This is a genomic window from Streptomyces sp. NPDC017095 (genome assembly GCF_044332325.1).
Taxonomy (GTDB): domain Bacteria; phylum Actinomycetota; class Actinomycetes; order Streptomycetales; family Streptomycetaceae; genus Streptomyces.
Map to the genome: position 1 here is coordinate 623,528 of NZ_JBIROU010000003.1, position 15,576 is coordinate 639,103.

General features: G+C 73.3%; 14 protein-coding genes and 4 tRNA genes. 11 read left to right on the forward strand and 7 right to left on the reverse strand.

Features of this window, described 5'->3' with window-relative positions:
* Positions 1 to 4: 4 nt before the first annotated feature.
* Complete coding sequence (locus tag ACH4OA_RS08995; protein ID WP_365882577.1) at positions 5 to 1,063, forward strand: ABC transporter permease; 1,059 nt, start codon at positions 5 to 7, stop codon at positions 1,061 to 1,063.
* A 52-nt stretch (positions 1,064 to 1,115) separates the two neighbouring features.
* On the opposite strand, the gene ACH4OA_RS09000 is transcribed toward ACH4OA_RS08995, so the two are convergent.
* The 6 genes from ACH4OA_RS09000 to ACH4OA_RS09025 form a co-directional block, all read right to left on the reverse strand.
* A complete protein-coding gene (locus tag ACH4OA_RS09000) occupies positions 1,116 to 1,472 on the reverse strand; it encodes a hypothetical protein (RefSeq protein ID WP_397968326.1) in 357 nt (118 codons plus the stop codon).
* Positions 1,473 to 1,543: 71 nt separating this feature from the next.
* Positions 1,544 to 2,218, reverse strand: coding sequence for a histone deacetylase (locus tag ACH4OA_RS09005; RefSeq protein ID WP_397968328.1), 675 nt, complete (start codon positions 2,216 to 2,218; stop codon positions 1,544 to 1,546).
* Between the two features lie 97 nt (positions 2,219 to 2,315).
* A tRNA-Phe gene (locus ACH4OA_RS09010) sits at positions 2,316 to 2,389 on the reverse strand.
* Between the two features lie 24 nt (positions 2,390 to 2,413).
* A tRNA-Asp gene (locus ACH4OA_RS09015) sits at positions 2,414 to 2,488 on the reverse strand.
* A 36-nt stretch (positions 2,489 to 2,524) separates the two neighbouring features.
* Positions 2,525 to 2,597, reverse strand: a tRNA-Glu gene (locus tag ACH4OA_RS09020).
* Between the two features lie 80 nt (positions 2,598 to 2,677).
* Positions 2,678 to 4,207 carry a metallophosphoesterase gene (locus tag ACH4OA_RS09025; protein WP_397968330.1) on the reverse strand — a complete coding sequence of 510 codons (1,530 nt, stop codon included), beginning with the start codon at positions 4,205 to 4,207 and terminating at the stop codon, positions 2,678 to 2,680.
* A gap of 92 nt (positions 4,208 to 4,299) precedes the next feature.
* Here ACH4OA_RS09025 and ACH4OA_RS09030 point away from each other — a divergent pair, with 92 nt between their 5' ends.
* From ACH4OA_RS09030 to ACH4OA_RS09065, 8 genes are all read left to right on the forward strand, one after another.
* On the forward strand, positions 4,300 to 4,650 hold the full coding sequence (locus ACH4OA_RS09030; protein ID WP_365882569.1) for a metallopeptidase family protein: 351 nt from the start codon (positions 4,300 to 4,302) through the stop codon (positions 4,648 to 4,650).
* Between the two features lie 110 nt (positions 4,651 to 4,760).
* Entirely contained in the window at positions 4,761 to 5,306 is a 546-nt protein-coding gene (locus ACH4OA_RS09035) for a hypothetical protein (protein WP_397936734.1), read from the forward strand.
* A gap of 299 nt (positions 5,307 to 5,605) precedes the next feature.
* Positions 5,606 to 7,831: a DEAD/DEAH box helicase gene (locus ACH4OA_RS09040; protein ID WP_397968332.1), complete on the forward strand. Its 2,226-nt coding sequence runs from the start codon at positions 5,606 to 5,608 to the stop codon at positions 7,829 to 7,831.
* A 209-nt stretch (positions 7,832 to 8,040) separates the two neighbouring features.
* Positions 8,041 to 9,534, forward strand: coding sequence for an amino acid permease (locus ACH4OA_RS09045; RefSeq protein ID WP_365874482.1), 1,494 nt, complete (start codon positions 8,041 to 8,043; stop codon positions 9,532 to 9,534).
* Between the two features lie 90 nt (positions 9,535 to 9,624).
* Positions 9,625 to 9,697: transfer RNA gene (locus tag ACH4OA_RS09050), tRNA-Lys, on the forward strand.
* A 258-nt stretch (positions 9,698 to 9,955) separates the two neighbouring features.
* Entirely contained in the window at positions 9,956 to 11,197 is a 1,242-nt protein-coding gene (locus ACH4OA_RS09055; protein ID WP_397936737.1) for an argininosuccinate synthase-related protein, read from the forward strand.
* A gap of 35 nt (positions 11,198 to 11,232) precedes the next feature.
* Positions 11,233 to 11,976, forward strand: coding sequence for a 2OG-Fe dioxygenase family protein (locus ACH4OA_RS09060; protein WP_397968334.1), 744 nt, complete (start codon positions 11,233 to 11,235; stop codon positions 11,974 to 11,976).
* 88 nt (positions 11,977 to 12,064) lie between these two features.
* Entirely contained in the window at positions 12,065 to 13,060 is a 996-nt protein-coding gene (locus ACH4OA_RS09065) for a DMT family transporter (protein ID WP_397968337.1), read from the forward strand.
* Between the two features lie 134 nt (positions 13,061 to 13,194).
* On the opposite strand, the gene ACH4OA_RS09070 is transcribed toward ACH4OA_RS09065, so the two are convergent.
* Positions 13,195 to 14,148 (reverse strand): LuxR C-terminal-related transcriptional regulator, encoded by a 954-nt coding sequence (locus ACH4OA_RS09070; protein ID WP_397945827.1) that lies wholly within the window; start codon positions 14,146 to 14,148, stop codon positions 13,195 to 13,197.
* 297 nt (positions 14,149 to 14,445) lie between these two features.
* On the opposite strand from ACH4OA_RS09070, the gene ACH4OA_RS09075 reads away from it, so the two are divergent.
* Together ACH4OA_RS09075 and ACH4OA_RS09080 are read left to right on the forward strand one after the other, a co-directional pair.
* Positions 14,446 to 14,625 carry a hypothetical protein gene (locus ACH4OA_RS09075; protein ID WP_397968339.1) on the forward strand — a complete coding sequence of 60 codons (180 nt, stop codon included), beginning with the start codon at positions 14,446 to 14,448 and terminating at the stop codon, positions 14,623 to 14,625.
* Between the two features lie 5 nt (positions 14,626 to 14,630).
* A complete protein-coding gene (locus ACH4OA_RS09080; protein WP_397968341.1) occupies positions 14,631 to 15,509 on the forward strand; it encodes a hypothetical protein in 879 nt (292 codons plus the stop codon).
* Positions 15,510 to 15,576: the final 67 nt, after the last annotated feature.

Genomic DNA, 15,576 nt, shown 5'->3' on the forward strand with positions numbered 1-15,576 from the left:
CGATATGTCCGCACCCCGTCATGGTGAGCACGGCCGCCCGAAGACCCGAGCGGAGCGCTGGACGGCGTTCCGGCAGTCCCCGTTCCTGCCCGCCACGGTCCTGCTGTTCATCCTCTCGGCCGCGGCCGGCCTCTTCGCCGGCTCCTACACCTACGCCATGGCCAACCCCACCCCGCACAGCATCCCCACCGCGGTGACCGGCCACCACGACGAACCGGCCGCCCGGCGGTTCATCGACGGCATGGAGGAGGCGCTGGGCGCCTCGATGAAGGTGCACCCCTACGGCAGCCGGCGCGAGGCGGTGCGGGCGGTGGACGAGCAGAAGGTGTTCGCGGTCCTCGATGTGCCCGCCGGCGGCCGGGCGGTCACGCTGGACGTGTCGGGGGCGTCCGGGGCGACGGTCGCCCAGGTGCTCGGGGAGGCGGCGCAGCGGGCCGGCCAGGCCACCGGCACCACGGTGGTGGTCCGGGATCTCAAGCCGTTGCAGCGGGGCGATCCGCGCGGGCTGGCCATCTTCTACATCACCCTCGCCGCCGTGATCCTCGGCTTCGTCGGGGCCATCCAGCTCAGCGTGCACGCCAAGGCGCTCAATCCGATGGAGCGGATCGCCTACATCATCGCCTACGCCTTCCTCGGCGCGTTCACGATCGCCGCGGTGGTGGACTGGTGGCTGGGCGCGGTACGGCTGCCGTTCGTCGAGTCCTGGCTCATCCTCGCCCTGACGATGTTCACCTCCGGCATGGTGTTCACGATGTTCAACACCCTGGTCGGCCGGTGGGCCATGCTGCCGACCTGGGGCCTGATGGTGCTGCTGGGCAACCCGTCGTCCGGCGGTGCCGTCTCCTGGCCGCTGCTGCCGTCCCCGCTCGGCACGATCGGGCGCTGGCTGCCGCCCGGCGCCTCGGTGAACGCCCAGCACACCGCCGTGTACTTCCCGGGCTATCAGCACGCGTTCCCGTTCCTGGTGCTGACGGGCTGGGCGCTCGTCTCCTGCGCGGTCTTCCTGATCTGGCGCCACCGCCACCCGGGCGGCCGCTCGGTCGGGCACACCGAGGAGATCTAGCCGAGGTGATCGGGCGGAGGTGGTCCGGCGCTGGTGATCCGGCCGCGGGGCGCTACGGCGCGGACCGGGCGGACGGCGTCTGCTGGGCCTGCGGGGTCTGCTGGGCCTGCGGGGCCTGCGGGGCGGTCTCGGGGTGCCGGCGGGCCGGGCCGTCGCCGAGGGCGATCGAGCGCGCCGTGTTGGAGACCGCCTTGATGCCCAGATAGGCGGTGGTCACCCCGCTGACGGCGGTGAACGCGGCGGTGAGGAGACCGACGATCACCGACTTGTCCCCACCGAGCTGCCACACGCCGAAGACCGCGATCCCGGCGATGGCGAGATTGGTGACGATGACCGCGGTCAGCCCGTACCTGGCCCGCTCCTTCTCCAGGCTGTCGTCCCGTATCGCTGCGTACTCGTCCCGGCTCATGGCTCCCCCGTCCTCGCGCACCACGCGCGATCAGCCCGAACGTAGCGGTGGCCGGGCGTACTGCCAAGGCGTCACCGGCCGCCGGCGCCGAGGAGGGCGGCGACCTCCCGCGTCGACCACTGCTCCCCGGCACCGGGGCAGGCCGCGACGTACGCCGCGACCGCTTCCGCGTCCCAGGCGCCGGCGGACAGCAGGCCCTCGGCCAGGAAGCGGACATAGGCGGGGGAGGGCGCGACCCACGGCACGTCGTGCAGGCCCCACGGCGCCGTGAAGGTCAGCACGGGCAAGCCCGCCAGCCGGCCGGCACAGACGAGCGTCTCGTAGCGCCCGTCCCCGAGGACGGCCCGCCCGCGGGTGAGCACCTCCTCCAGGTCCAGGTCCCCGTCCGGCTCCCGGTACATCTCCTGCGCCGCGATGTCGGCGAACTGGCCGCTCGTCACCAGATGGGCCCTGGCCAGCACTCGTCCGCTGGGCTGAGGGTCGTAGAAGGCCCGCCCGCCGCCCCAGACCGGGGAGTGGGTGGCGAAGTACATCGCGCCGGTCAGTTCCACGGGGACCGACCGGGCCGGCATGGCGGGGTCGCGGCAGCCCGGGTACTCCCTCGCCGCGCCGGGCGGACGCCCGCCCTTGAGGTAGGCGGCGAGCCGGTCCAGGTGCGTGTTGGAGCCGTAGGACGTGTACCAGACCCGCTCGGGATGCCGGTCGGACGGCAGGGCCGGGTCGATGCTCGGCAGGGCCTTCACCATGGGCTGCTCCGTCGGCGTACCGCGTGGCATGGCTGATACGGAAGAACCCCTCTCCGGGATTCCCGGAGAGGGGTTCAGGCCCTGGTCAGGGCGGGTGTGGCTGGGGCCGGGGTCGAACCGGCGACCTTCCGCTTTTCAGGCGGACGCTCGTACCAACTGAGCTACCCAGCCACGGTGTTTCACGTGAAACACCAGCGGTCCTGACGGGATTTGAACCCGCGGCCTCCACCTTGACAGGGTGGCGAGCACTCCAAACTGCTCCACAGGACCAAGCGTGTGTGCAACAGTGTTGCACACGGTAATGCGTGCCCCCAACGGGATTCGAACCCGTGCTACCGCCTTGAAAGGGCGGCGTCCTAGGCCGCTAGACGATGAGGGCTATCGGCCCGCCTGGGCGCTTCTCAGCGCGTCGGGGACGTGAGAAGCATATGGGATGGCGGGGGCTATCGCCAAAACGCTTTACGGCGCGGTCGTCGCGGTGCCCGTCGGGGAGGCGGGAGCGGAGGGCGAGGGGGAGCGTGGACCGCCGGTGGCGCCGGGCTGGTTCTCCTCCGCGAGATGGCGGCTGACCTCCGCCGTCGTCAGTCCCAGGCCGCCCAGCTCGATCGCGTCCCAGGCCTGCAGCCGGTGACTGTCCCGGTCGAAGTAGAGGATCGACGCCTCGATCGGAGCGGGGTGCTCGTGCTCCACGGCGCGCAGTCCGCTGCCGCCGGTGGAGCCCTCCATGCGCAGCCGGGTGCCGTACGGCAGCGTCTTCGTGCCCTCGTGGTGCAGATGCCCGCAGAGCGCCAGCGGCACCAGGCCGTCCGTCTCCCGGGCGGCGGTCGGCTCGTGCGCGACCGCCACGTCCACGGGCGTGCCGGCCGCCTGCTGGTCGCGCAGGGCGCTGGCCAGCCGGGCGCCCGCCAGTTCCTCGGCCGCCTCGCCGCCGGGCACCGTCGAGCGGTCCGGGGTGAACTGCGGATCGCCGGTGCCCGCGAACCGCAGGCCCGCCACCGTCTCGGCCCGGCCGTCGTCCAGGACGTGCACGTTCCTCATCCGCTCCAGATAGCGCTGGGTGGTCCGCGAGTCGTGGTTGCCGCGCACCCAGACGTACGGCACGCCCAGCTCGCGGACCGGGTCCAGGAAGCCGTTCTCCGCCGCCGTGCCGTGGTCCATCGTGTCGCCGGAGTCGACGATCACGTTCACCTGGTACTGCTTCACCAGCGAGCCGATGATCTTCCAGCTCGCCGGGTTGAGATGGATGTCCGACACGTGCAGGACCCGGATGGTGGAGGGGTCGGGCCGGTAGGCCGGGAGGGTGGAGGTGGCGTCGTAGAGCTTCGTCACGTTCGTCACCAGGCGTGCCAGCTCCTTCTGGTAGACGTCGAACTCCGTGACGATGCTGCGGGCGTTGCCGACCACGGACGGCGCCGAGCCGAGCAGCCCGGAGAACCTGGGCTCCAGGACCGACTTCGGGTTCCAGGTGGCGTACGCCGACGCGCCCGAGGCCGCCAGCAGCACCAGGGCCAGCCCCCCGGCGGCCAGGGCCCGGCGCGGCCGGCGGTAGACGGCGAGACCGAGCGCCGTGGCCCCGGACACCACGGCGACGCCCGAACGCACGGCCAGGTCCAGCGCCCCGTGCCCGACGTCCCGGGCGACCTCCTCCTGGAGTCCCGAGAGCCGCTCCGGGTGGTCGACCAGCGCGCGGGAGCGCAGCGGGTCCAGCCGGTCGACGTTCACGTCCAGGCGGAGCGGCGCCGCGTGGCTGTCCAGGGAGAGCGCGCCCAGCGGGGACACGTTGATCTTCGTGCCGCCGGTGAGGGACGGACGCAGCGCCATCGTCGTGTCCACCGGGCCGACCGGGGCCCGGACGCTGCCGACGATCAGCAGGCCCAGCCAGGCCCCGGCGAGGACGACCGCGGTCAGACCGAGGGCGCGTGACCAGGGGCGCGGGCGGGCGGCGAGTTCCAGACGGGGGAGCGGTCGGTGCGGGGTCCGGTTCGGCATGGCGCTCAGGGCTGGGACGGGGTTGCGGGCATTGGTCCCGTATGCCCATGTCACGGGGTGGATATGCGGCGCCGTTCCCGGACAATGGCCCTGTGCTGGAGATGACGCGCGAGGAGTTCGAGGAACTGGTCGCCGAGGCGCTGGACCGGATCCCGCCGGAGCTGACACGGCTGATGGACAACGTCGCGGTGTTCGTCGAGGACGAACCGCCGGCCGACGATCCCGAGCTGCTCGGGCTGTACGAGGGGACGCCGCTGACCGAGCGGGGCGAGTGGTACGCCGGTGTCCTGCCGGACCGGATCACCGTCTACCGCGGGCCGACGCTCAGGATGTGCGCGTCCCGCGAGGACGTGGTGGCGGAGACCGAGGTGACGGTGGTCCACGAGATCGCCCACCACTTCGGGATCGACGACGCCCGGCTGCACGCGCTCGGGTACGGGTGAGGGGCCCCGGGTGAGGAGTCCCGGGCGCGGCGCGTGTCCTCTTGCGGGCGGCGGGAGTTGGGGAGGTTGACTCCTTCCCTCTGCCTCCGGAGGTGGCCGCAGTGCGCCCCATGTACGTACCCGTCCGGCTCGCCGTCACGGTGCTGGCCGTCACCACCGCCGCCGGCTGCGTGAACGTGGGCGACGACGCGGACCGGGCCCGCCCCTCCCACTCGGCCGGGCAGCGGGGCGGGGAGGTGCCCGACGGCGGGCCGGTGGCGGGCGCGGGCGGCTTCGCCGGCGAGGGCTGGGCCGGCCCCGGCACCCACGGGCACGGCGGCAAGGCGAAGCCCGGGAAGTCCGCCCGGGCGTCGGCGCCGCCGCCGGGCGCGGACCGTGCGACGCAGGCGCCCCGGAAGCCGGGCAGGCCGGGGAAGCCCGGTGAGCCGGGGACGACCGCCGCGCCCGGCGACCCGGTGCCGACCAAGGCGCCGCCGACGCCCCCGGCCACCTCCGCCCCGCCCGAACCACCGCCCTCCACTCCGCCGCCGCCCGCCTCGGAGCCGCCGTCGGCCGAGCCGTCCGCGTCGGCGCACGACGAGACGGGGCCCCAGCTCGGCCAGCGGGAGCCGGCACCGGCGGCCGGCCTGGCGGCACCGAGGCGTCACCGGACGTAACCGCGCCCACCGCGCCCACCGTGCGCCGCGCTCACGGTGCCCACGGGGCGCCGCTCTCACCGTGCCCACGGGGCGGCCGGACCCTCGCTGACGTGCGGCTCTACGGTCCGGTTTGCCTTCAGGGGTGGTAGGTGCGTATGGTGGTAGATCGTTTGATCCCATTTGCCCGGCGCCACCACAGAGCGCGCCGTGTGGCGCGTACTCTCCTTTGCCGTGGCGGACCGCATCGAGGCGGTCGTGAGCGAATCACGGAGTTGACGGGCGCGTGCCGACGAGACTCCGGAAGGTTTCGCATTCGCATGTCCGTGTCCAGCACTGACCAGATCGTCGTATCCGAGAACGAGAACGAACTCATCGACACCGAGAACGCACTCGTCGACGAGGCGACCGAGGTCACCGAGGCCCCCGAGGCCGCTGACACCACCGAGTCCCCCCAGATCACCTTCGCCGACCTCGGCCTCCCCGAGGGCATCGTGCGCAAACTCGCGCAGAACGGCGTGACGACCCCCTTCCCGATCCAGGTCGCGACCATCCCGGACGCCCTGGCCGGCAAGGACATCCTCGGCCGTGGCCGCACCGGCTCCGGCAAGACCCTCTCCTTCGGCCTGCCGACCCTGGCCCTGCTGGCCGGCGGCCGCACCGAGAAGCGGCGGCCCCGCGCCGTCATCCTCACCCCGACCCGCGAGCTGGCCATGCAGGTCGCCGACGCCCTCCAGCCGTACGGCGACGTGCTCGGCCTGAAGATGAAGGTCGTCTGCGGCGGTACGTCCATGGGCAACCAGATCTACGCCCTGGAGCGCGGCGTCGACGTCCTCGTCGCCACCCCGGGCCGGCTGCGCGACATCATCAACCGCGGTGCCTGCTCCCTGGAGGACACCCGGATCGCCGTCCTCGACGAGGCCGACCAGATGTCCGACCTGGGCTTCCTGCCCGAGGTCACCGAGCTGCTCGACCAGGTCCCGGCCGGCGGTCAGCGGATGCTCTTCTCCGCCACGATGGAGAACGAGATCAAGACCCTGGTCGACCGCTACCTGAACGAGCCGGTCCTGCACGAGGTGGACGCGGCCCAGGGCGCGGTGACGACCATGTCGCACCACATCCTCATCGTGAAGCCCAAGGACAAGGCGCCGGTCACGGCCGCGATCGCCTCCCGCAAGGGCCGCACGATCATCTTCGTCCGCACCCAGCTGGGCGCCGACCGCGTCGCCGAGCAGCTGCGCGAGGCCGGGGTGAAGGCCGACGCGCTGCACGGCGGCATGACCCAGGGCGCCCGTACCCGCACGCTGGCCGACTTCAAGGACGGCTACGTCAACGTCCTGGTCGCCACCGACGTCGCCGCGCGCGGCATCCACGTCGACGGCATCGACCTGGTGCTGAACGTGGACCCGGCCGGCGACCACAAGGACTACCTGCACCGCGCCGGCCGCACCGCGCGCGCCGGCCGCACCGGCACGGTCGTCTCCCTGTCGCTGCCGCACCAGCGCCGCCAGATCTTCCGCCTGATGGAGGACGCCGGCGTCGACGCGGCCCGCCACATCGTCCAGGGCGGCGACGCCTTCGAACCGGAGGTCGCCGAGATCACCGGCGCCCGCTCCATGACGGAGGTCCAGGCCGAGTCGGCCGCCAACGCCGCCCAGCAGGCCGAGCGCGAGGTGGCTCAGCTCACCAAGGAGCTGGAGCGCGCCCAGCGCCGCGCGACCGAGCTGCGCGAGGAGGCCGACCGGCTGGTCGCCCGGGTCGCCCGCGAACGCGGCGAGGACCCGCAGACGGCGGTGGCCGAGGCCCAGGCGACGGCGGCTGCCGAGCAGCTCGCCGTGGCCGAGGAGCCGGCGGAGCGCGCGCCCGAGCGTGAGGAGCGTCCGGCGGCCTCGGCCCCGTACGAGCGCCGTGAGCGTCGTGACGACCGTGGTGGCCGTTCCTTCGAGCGTCGTGACGACCGCCGGGACGACCGTGGTGGCCGTGGCTTCGAGCGTCGTGACGACCGTGGTGGCCGTTCCTTCGAGCGTCGCGATGACCGCCGGGACGACCGTGGTGGCCGTGGCTTCGAGCGTCGTGACGACCGTGGTGGCCGTTCCTTCGAGCGTCGCGATGACCGCCGTGACGACCGTGGCGGCCGTTCCTTCGACCGCCGGGACGACCGCGGTGAGCGCCGTGACGACCGCGGCGACCGCCGTCCGTTCGACCGCGACCGCGGGTTCGAGCGCCGGGACGACCGTCGCGACGACCGCCGTGACGACCGTGGCGGCCGTTCCTTCGAGCGCCGTGACGACCGGGGCGGCTTCCGCCGGGAGGAGCGCGGTGGCTTCCGCCGCGACGAGCGCACCGGGCACCGCGGCAGCGACCGTCCGTTCAACCGCGACCGTCGCGACGACCGTCCGGGCTTCCTCCCCCACTCTCGGCGGCCCTCGAGCGGGGGGACCCCCACCGGCGGCCACGAGCGCCCCTACGGCCGGCGTGACGACCACCGTGGCACCGGCTCCTTCGGGCGCCGCGACGACAAGCCGCGCTGGAAGCGCAACGGCTGACGCCGACTTCAGGCGAGGGCAAGGGCCCGCACGACACCGTTCGTGCGGGCCCTTCCGCATGCCCGGCGCCCGGCGCATATGACATCGCCCGGCAGGGCATTGCTGGGGGCATGACAGATGAAGCGGGCGCGACGGGAAAGCCGGGAGCGGCGAGGGGAACCGGCACGACGGGAGCGCCGGGGGAGCCCGGTACCGCGGGAGCGGCGGCGATGGGCGGACAGCGGTCCGCGGCCGGCCTGTCGGACGAGGAACGGCTGGCCCAGCTCGGTTACACCCAAGTCCTCGCCCGCCGGATGTCGGCGTTCTCGAACTACGCCGTCTCCTTCACGATCATCTCGGTGCTCTCCGGCTGCCTGACGCTGTACCTCTTCGGCATGACCACGGGCGGCCCCGCGGTGATCACCTGGGGCTGGGTCGCGGTCGGTCTGATGACCCTGTTCGTGGGCCTGTCGATGGCCGAGATCTGCTCGGCGTACCCGACCTCGGCGGGCCTGTACTTCTGGGCCCACCGGCTGGCGCCCGCGCGTTCGGCGGCGGCCTGGGCGTGGTTCACGGGCTGGTTCAACGTACTGGGCCAGGTGGCGGTGACCGCGGGCGTCGACTTCGGCGCGGCCTCCTTCCTGGGCGCCTACCTGAACCTCCAGTTCGGCTTCGGGGTGAGCCCCGGCCGTACGGTGGCGCTGTTCGCGGCGATCCTCCTCCTGCACGGCCTGCTGAACACCTTCGGCGTCCGGATCGTCGCGTTCCTCAACAGCGTGAGCGTGTGGTGGCACGTCCTCGGCGTCCTGGTGATCACCGGTGCGCTGGCGCTGGTCCCCGACCACCACCGGTCGGCGTCCTTCGTGTTCACGCACTTCGTCAACGAGACCGGCTGGGGCAGCGGCCCCTACGTCGTCCTCCTGGGCCTGCTGATGGCCCAGTACACCTTCACCGGCTACGACGCCTCCGCCCATATGACCGAGGAGACCCGCGACGCCGCCACGGCCGGCCCGAAGGGCATCGTCCGCTCGATCTGGACGTCCTGGATCGCCGGCTTCGTCCTGCTCCTCGGCTTCACCTTCGCCATCCAGTCGTACGACAGGGAACTCGCCTCCCCGACCGGCGCCCCGCCCGCCCAGATCCTCCTGGACGCGCTCGGGGCGACGGCCGGCAAGCTGCTCCTGCTGGTGGTGATCGGCGCCCAGCTCTTCTGCGGCATGGCCTCCGTCACCGCCAACAGCCGCATGATCTACGCCTTTTCCCGGGACGGCGCGCTGCCCTTCTCCCGCCTCTGGCGCACGGTGAGCCCGCGTACCCGCACACCCGTGGCGGCGGTCTGGCTGGCCGCGCTGGGCGCCCTCGCCCTCGGCCTGCCCTACCTGATCAACACGACGGCCTACGCGGCGGTGACCTCGATCGCGGTCATCGGCCTGTACATCGCCTACGTCATCCCGACCTTCCTGCGGGTCCGCAAGGGCGCCGCGTTCGACCGCGGGCCCTGGCACCTGGGCCGCTGGTCGGGGGTGATCGGGGCGGTCTCGGTGACATGGGTGCTGGCGATCACGGTCCTGTTCATGCTCCCGCAGGTGTCCCCGGTCTCCTGGAAGACCTTCAACTACGCCCCGGTCGCCGTCCTGGTCGTCCTGGGCTTCGCCGCGACCTGGTGGCTGGCCTCGGCCCGCCACTGGTTCCTCACCGGCCGCCCCGCCCAGGCCGAAAAGTAACCCTCCCGCCCCCTCCGACACCGCCGCACCCCCGATACCCGATCGGCGACACGCCCCGGTCCGGCTATGCTCGGACAGGCAACATCGCCTGGGCCCTTAGCTCAATTGGCAGAGCAGTGGACTTTTAATCCATTGGTTGTGGGTTCGAGTCCCACAGGGCCTACGGCGGCGGGTGAGGGGGTCACCCCCTCTGACCTGCTACGCAGCGCTCGGGTCGGCCTCGGTCGACTCGGGCGCTGCGTCGTTCTCCGGCTCTTGCGTGAGCGATGCGTGAGCGGATGTGCCTGTGTCCTGCGGATCGGCCGGGACCGAGACGGACGGTTCGGCGGCTGCCGGACGTGGCGTCCGGGTCCGGTCATGGCCGGGCGCGGTCGTCGGGAAAGCGTTGTGCCGGGCGCCGCCGGGCAGAAGTCTGCTCCCCGTGACCACAACAGAGGCTGCGAACACCGCACCGTCCCGGCTCGTCCGTTCCTTCGGCCAGCTCGCGGACCTGGACCCCGACCGACCGGTCGTGACCCTGTTCAGCGGCGGGCTGGACAGCTCCTATCTGCTGCTGCGCCTGCGCCGGATGGGGCTGCGCGAGGTGCACGCCGTGAGCGTGGACATCGGCGAGGACGAGTCCGGCCCCTACAAACGCCTGGTGGCCGAGGCGCTCGGCGCACGGCTCCACCTGCTCGACCGACGCGCGGAGTTCGCCGACCGTTTCGTCGCACCGGCTATCGCCGCGCAGGCCGTGTACCTCGGCATCCACCCCGTCAGCTCCACGCTCAGCCGTCCGCTCATCGCGGAGACCGCGGTGCAGCTGGCCCGCTCGCTGGGCGCACAGGCCGTCCTGCACACCGCCAACCGCTCGCAGAACACCCTGCGCCGGCTCAACGGAGCGCTGGCGCTCCTGGGGTACGAGGGCGCGTACGGCAGCCCGTACGACCTCGACCCCGTCACCCGTGAGGACAAGCTGAACGCCCTGCGCGCCGCCGGGGTCGACCTGCTGGCCGGACGGATCGTGAGCGGCGACTCCAACCTGTGGTGCCGCGAGTTCGAGTCGGGGATCCTCGACGATCCCGAACGGCACGAGGTGCCGGAGGAGATGTACGCGTGGAGCCGGCCCACCGCCGCGCCGGGCGCCACCGAACTGCTCACCATCACCGTCGAGAACGGCCGCCCCGTCGCACTGGACGGGGCCCGGCTGCCGCTCACCGAGCTGATCGAGCTGCTCAACCGGCGCGTGGGCGCCTACGGGCTGGGCCGCTACTCGGGCCTGGAGCACCTGGACCACGGCGAGAAGGTCCTGGAGATCCGCGAGATGCCGGCCGCCTGGCTGCTGCTGAGCACCTACCGGCACATCGAGAGCGCCTGCCTGGACGCCGAACTCGTCCTGCAGAAGCGGCACCTGGAGCAGCTCTGGGTGCGGGAGGCGCTGGAGGGCCGGTGGTTCGGAGAACTGCGGCTGGCCGCCCAGTCGTTCGTCGACGCCTGCGCGTCCCGGACCAGCGGCAGCGTCACCTGGCGGCTGCGCACGGGCGGTGCCGACACCCGGTCCATCACCGCCGGCCGGCCGCTGTACCTGCGGGACCGGGAGGAGTGGGAGGAACTGGCGATCGCCGCCGAGTCGGCGCCGTTCGACGCTCCCGCCGTCCCCGCGCTGCTTCCCGCGACCGCCTGACCACACCCCGCTTCACGACGTACGGAGTCGCACCCATGACCACCGCCCTCGCCCACCCCGCCGCCCTCGACGCCGTCGCCGCCCTGTCCGGGCCCGGCGGGCATCTGATGCCGTCGGCCGCGCTGTCCTCGCTGCTCGGTGCCGACGCCTCCGACTGGGCGCGGTTCGCCGCGCACTGGGACGAGCTGACCCTCGACGCCTACATGGCCGACGGCGGCACGTACCGCTTCCGCCGCTACGGCCAGTTCGACCTGGATCCGGCCGCGGGGGAGCTGACGCTGCTGCCGCACGAGCCGTACCGGCAGGACACCGACGTCAACCCGCTCAACGGCGGCATCGAGCGGATCTTCGACCCGCTGACGGTGTCGTTCGTGGGCGACCCGCTGCTGCGCTCGGTGCTCGTCACGCTCGGCCGGATCTTCAGCTCCGCCCTCGGCCGGGGGACAGACGGCACCCGGCGCTGGAACGTCAAGCTGCACCCGTACCGGATCAGCGCCGCCGACGGACAGGTGGGCCAGCCCGCTCCCGAGGGCCGGCACCGCGACGGGGTCACCTTCATCACCTCGTTGCTGATCGGCCGCACCAACGTCGTCGGCGGCGAGAGCGGGGTGTACGCCGACTCGGGCGCCCACCTGCTGACGACTACGCTGTCCGAGCCCGGTGACCTGCTGCTGGGCGACGACCGCCGCACGCTGCACTCGGTGACCCCGGTGCACCCGGTGGATCCGGCGCTGCCCGCACACCGTGACGTCCTGGTGATCGCGTACACAGCGCGCTGAGGGCCGGCCCCGCGCGCGCCCGGCGCCCGCCTCTTTCGCAGCACCGTCTTCGCAGCACCGTCGTCCCCAGTTCCGCAGAGGAGTGCCCATGACCGTCACCGCGGCCCGCAGCGGCCGGCTGACCGATCTTCCCGTCCTGCTGGTCGCGGTGGTGTGGGGCTCCAGCTATCTGGCCGCCAAGGGTGTCACCACGGAACGGACCGTGCTGGCCGTGCTGGTGCTGCGGTTCGCCGTGGTGCTGCCGGTGCTGGTCGCCGCGGGCTGGCGGCGGCTGCGCGGCCTGAACGCCGTGCAACTGCGCGGGGCCGGACTGCTGGGACTGATCCTCGCCGGGATCTTCCTGCTGGAGACGTACGGCGTGGTGCACACCTCGGCGACCAACGCCGGGCTGATCATCAGCCTCACCATGGTGTTCACCCCGCTGGCCGAGAGCCGGGTGCGCGGCACCCGGCTGCCGGGCGCCTTCATGGCGGCCGCCGGGCTGTCGGTGCTCGGCGTGGCGCTGCTCACCCAGGGCGCCGGTTTCAGCGCCCCGAACGGCGGCGACCTGCTGATGCTGGGGGCCGCCGTCGTCCGTACCGTGCATGTCCTGGCCATGTCCAGGATGGAGTCGGTACGCGGGGCGGACGCGCTGTCGCTGACCACCGTCCAGCTGGGCGGGGCGGTCGTCGTGTTCGCCGCGCTGGTGGCGCTGCCGGGCACCGGTGCCTCGCCCTGGGCGGCCGCGGCCGGCTTCGGCGCCGGGGACTGGCTCGGGCTGCTCTATCTGTCCGCGTTCTGCACCCTGTTCGCGTTCTTCGTGCAGATGTGGGCGGTGCGCCGTACCTCCCCGTCCCGGGTGAGCCTGCTGCTCGGCACCGAGCCGGTGTGGGCCGCGGCGGTCGGCATCGCCGTCGGCGGGGACCGGCCCGGCTGGCCGGGCCTGCTCGGCGCTGTCCTGGTGCTCGCCGGCACGGCGTGGGGGAGGGCGGTGGCGGACCGGGAACGGGGAGCCGCGAACGCCACGGAGACGGCGGTCACAGGGACGGGAGCCGGGGCCACGGGTGCCGGGGCCCGTCCGGCGGATCAGGTCGCGGGACAGTGACGGCGCCTCGTCGGCGCAGGTGAGGCGGGGCGATGGGGGTGCCCCGCACGCTCTTGAGGCAGTGAGAGAGGGGGGCCGGGCCTTCGCGTCCGGGACGGGATCCGTCGGACAGGCTCTGAGGCCGCGGTGGGAGATCAGGCGTCCAGCCAGCCGAGCCGGACGGCACAGGCCCCGGCCTGGAAGCGGCTGGCGGCACCGAGGCGTTCGGTCAGCTCGGAGACGAGGCGGCGGATCGTGCGTTCGGAGATGCCGAGCTTGCGGGCCATGGCCTCGTCGGTGAGTCCGCCCGCGAGCATCCGCAGCAGTTCCAGGTGGCGTCCCTCGGGGCGCCATGCGCCGTCCGGCCCGGCCGCCGCGTCGGTCAGCACGTTCGCCGCCGCCCAGCAGTGCTCGAAGATCTCCCGGAACACTCCGGCCAGCGTCTCTCCCCGGAGGATCACCGCCGTGATCTCACCGATGGCCGACGGCGGCACCGGTACCAGCGCGGTCGAGCTGTCCACGACGATCAGCCGCAGCGGCAGCGTGTGCGCGGTGCGCACCTGCGCCCCGGCCGCGCTCAGCCGGCGCAGGTAGGACGCCATGTGCGGCACGGCCGCCGCGGAACCCAGGTGGATCGTGCGCATGCGCACCCCGCGCCCGATCACCGCGAGGTCCCGCCCCAGGCCCGACTCGACCATCTGAGCGGGCAGCGCGCGTCCGGGGTGCAGCGACAGCACCTCCTCCTCGACACGCCGGGACACGTCCTCCAGCGCCGCCGAGACGTTCGCGGCACCGGTCACCACCTCCATCCGCACCGGGAGCAACTCCCGTGCGTACACCGGCTGGAAGTCCGTGAGGATCCGCGTCAGTGCGGAACGCGTCCGCTGCACGGAGCTGAGCAGCCCGGCCGTGTGCTGCTCCTCCTCCACGAGGAGATTGCGCAGCGCGGTGTCGGGCGACAGCGCCGTCCACCCGTTCCCGCTGTCCGGGGCCGGCACGAACAGGCTTAGTCTGTTGAGGAGTTGGAGGGCGTCGGCGAACTCCGCGTCGCTCCAGCCGCGCTCGCCGATCACGCTCTCGGGGTGCCAGTTCGCATCCTCCAACGCCATGCGATAGAGCTCCTGCGCACGCTCCTTCACATCCATCGGGCCCCTCCCTGTCGTCCCCCGGCGCGACCGCCCCCCGGCCGGGCGCCCAGTGGATCTTAGGAACGTCCCTGCTCAGCTGGCCAGACAAGGTCCGGCATACGGACGCGGCGGGAACGGGCGAAGCCGTCCGGCCCTGGCCATGGCCGGTCCCGGAACCAGCGGAGACATGGCGGTGGGTGACCGTCCCGGCACATGCTGACGGCACACCGCGTACTCGCGCACCGCACACCCAGCCCACCCCGATCCCGGAGGTTCGCCATGCCCGCTCCGTCCGCCGCGTCCGTCCCGTCCCCCGCGTCCGTCCGGCGTCGGCTCCGGCGTGTCGCCTCCGCCGTCGCCCTCGCCGCCCTGCTCGCGGGCGGCGTCTGCGTCGCGGGTGCACCGGCGGCGGGCACCACGGCCGTCGCCGCCGGCTCCGACTCCCTCATCTGGGGCTGACCGCCGTGTCCGGACCGGCCGTCGCCGTCGTCGCCCCGCTCACCGGGCCGCGAACGGCCGCGGGCACCGTCCTCCTCGGCGAGGTGGACCGGCTCCGTGGCGGCGCCCCGGGAACGGCCGACTGGCAGGTCTTCCACGAGACACCCGGTGTCGCGCACACCGTGGTGGCCGGCGGCTTCACGGCGGTCGTCGGCCACGCCGACCCGTCGGTCGCCGACGGCGCGCTGGACGTCTACCGGCAGGCCGGACTGCCCTGTCTCCTGCCGCTGCTTCCCGGCCGCGCGCCCGCGCTGAGCTGGGCACCCGACGAGACCCACCTCGCCCGCGCGCTGGCCGACGCCGCGCTCGCCCTCGCCGCGAGGGCGCTGACGGTGGCGTACGACGACGACCAGGACAGCACCGGACTGGCCGGGCTGCTCGCCGCGCAGGCACGGGCGACGGGGCTCGCCGTACGGACCGGTGGGGGCACCGGTGACGTCCTCGCCCTGCTCGCCCCACAGCACCGGTTGCCGGCCCTCCTGCGCGCCCGGGAGGGGGAGTCGTGGCGGGCCGTGCTGATGGTGACGGACTGCGGGCTGCCGTCGTTCGACGCGCTCGTGACGGCAGCCGCCCGGCTGCCCGTGTGGGCCGTCCATGCTGAGCCCTGTCTGGTCCGCCGTACCCGGGCGGCCGTGGCCTCGCTGGCCGCCGCCCTGGCGGAGGACCCCTCGCTGCGGGGCGCCCGGCTCGCCTCGCGGGTCCTGTCCCGCTCGGCGCTCCTGATCGGTCCGGACGGCGGTGTGCTCGGCGGGGGGCGGCGCGTGTCACGGCTGTCCGCGGTGTGCCCGATCCGGGCCGCGGCCCGGGAGAACGCCCTGACCGTCCCGCACACCCAGGCGGTCTGACTCCCGGCCCGGACGCCCCGCAAGCGGCCGGGATCAGGAGCATTCTGAAGCAGCGCCGAGCTGGGGT

Excerpts from the sequence above, each read along its gene's own strand:
- ACH4OA_RS08995 (WP_365882577.1), top strand. The coding sequence starts at position 5 with ATGTCCGCACCCCGTCATGGTGAGCACGGCCGCCCGAAGACCCGAGCG.
- ACH4OA_RS09000 (WP_397968326.1), bottom strand. The coding sequence starts at position 1,472 with ATGAGCCGGGACGAGTACGCAGCGATACGGGACGACAGCCTGGAGAAG.
- ACH4OA_RS09005 (WP_397968328.1), bottom strand. The coding sequence starts at position 2,218 with ATGGTGAAGGCCCTGCCGAGCATCGACCCGGCCCTGCCGTCCGACCGG.
- ACH4OA_RS09025 (WP_397968330.1), bottom strand. The coding sequence starts at position 4,207 with ATGCCGAACCGGACCCCGCACCGACCGCTCCCCCGTCTGGAACTCGCC.
- ACH4OA_RS09035 (WP_397936734.1), top strand. The coding sequence starts at position 4,761 with ATGTACGTACCCGTCCGGCTCGCCGTCACGGTGCTGGCCGTCACCACC.
- ACH4OA_RS09040 (WP_397968332.1), top strand. The coding sequence starts at position 5,606 with ATGTCCGTGTCCAGCACTGACCAGATCGTCGTATCCGAGAACGAGAAC.
- ACH4OA_RS09045 (WP_365874482.1), top strand. The coding sequence starts at position 8,041 with ATGGGCGGACAGCGGTCCGCGGCCGGCCTGTCGGACGAGGAACGGCTG.
- ACH4OA_RS09060 (WP_397968334.1), top strand. The coding sequence starts at position 11,233 with ATGACCACCGCCCTCGCCCACCCCGCCGCCCTCGACGCCGTCGCCGCC.
- ACH4OA_RS09065 (WP_397968337.1), top strand. The coding sequence starts at position 12,065 with ATGACCGTCACCGCGGCCCGCAGCGGCCGGCTGACCGATCTTCCCGTC.
- ACH4OA_RS09070 (WP_397945827.1), bottom strand. The coding sequence starts at position 14,148 with ATGGCGTTGGAGGATGCGAACTGGCACCCCGAGAGCGTGATCGGCGAG.
- ACH4OA_RS09075 (WP_397968339.1), top strand. The coding sequence starts at position 14,446 with ATGCCCGCTCCGTCCGCCGCGTCCGTCCCGTCCCCCGCGTCCGTCCGG.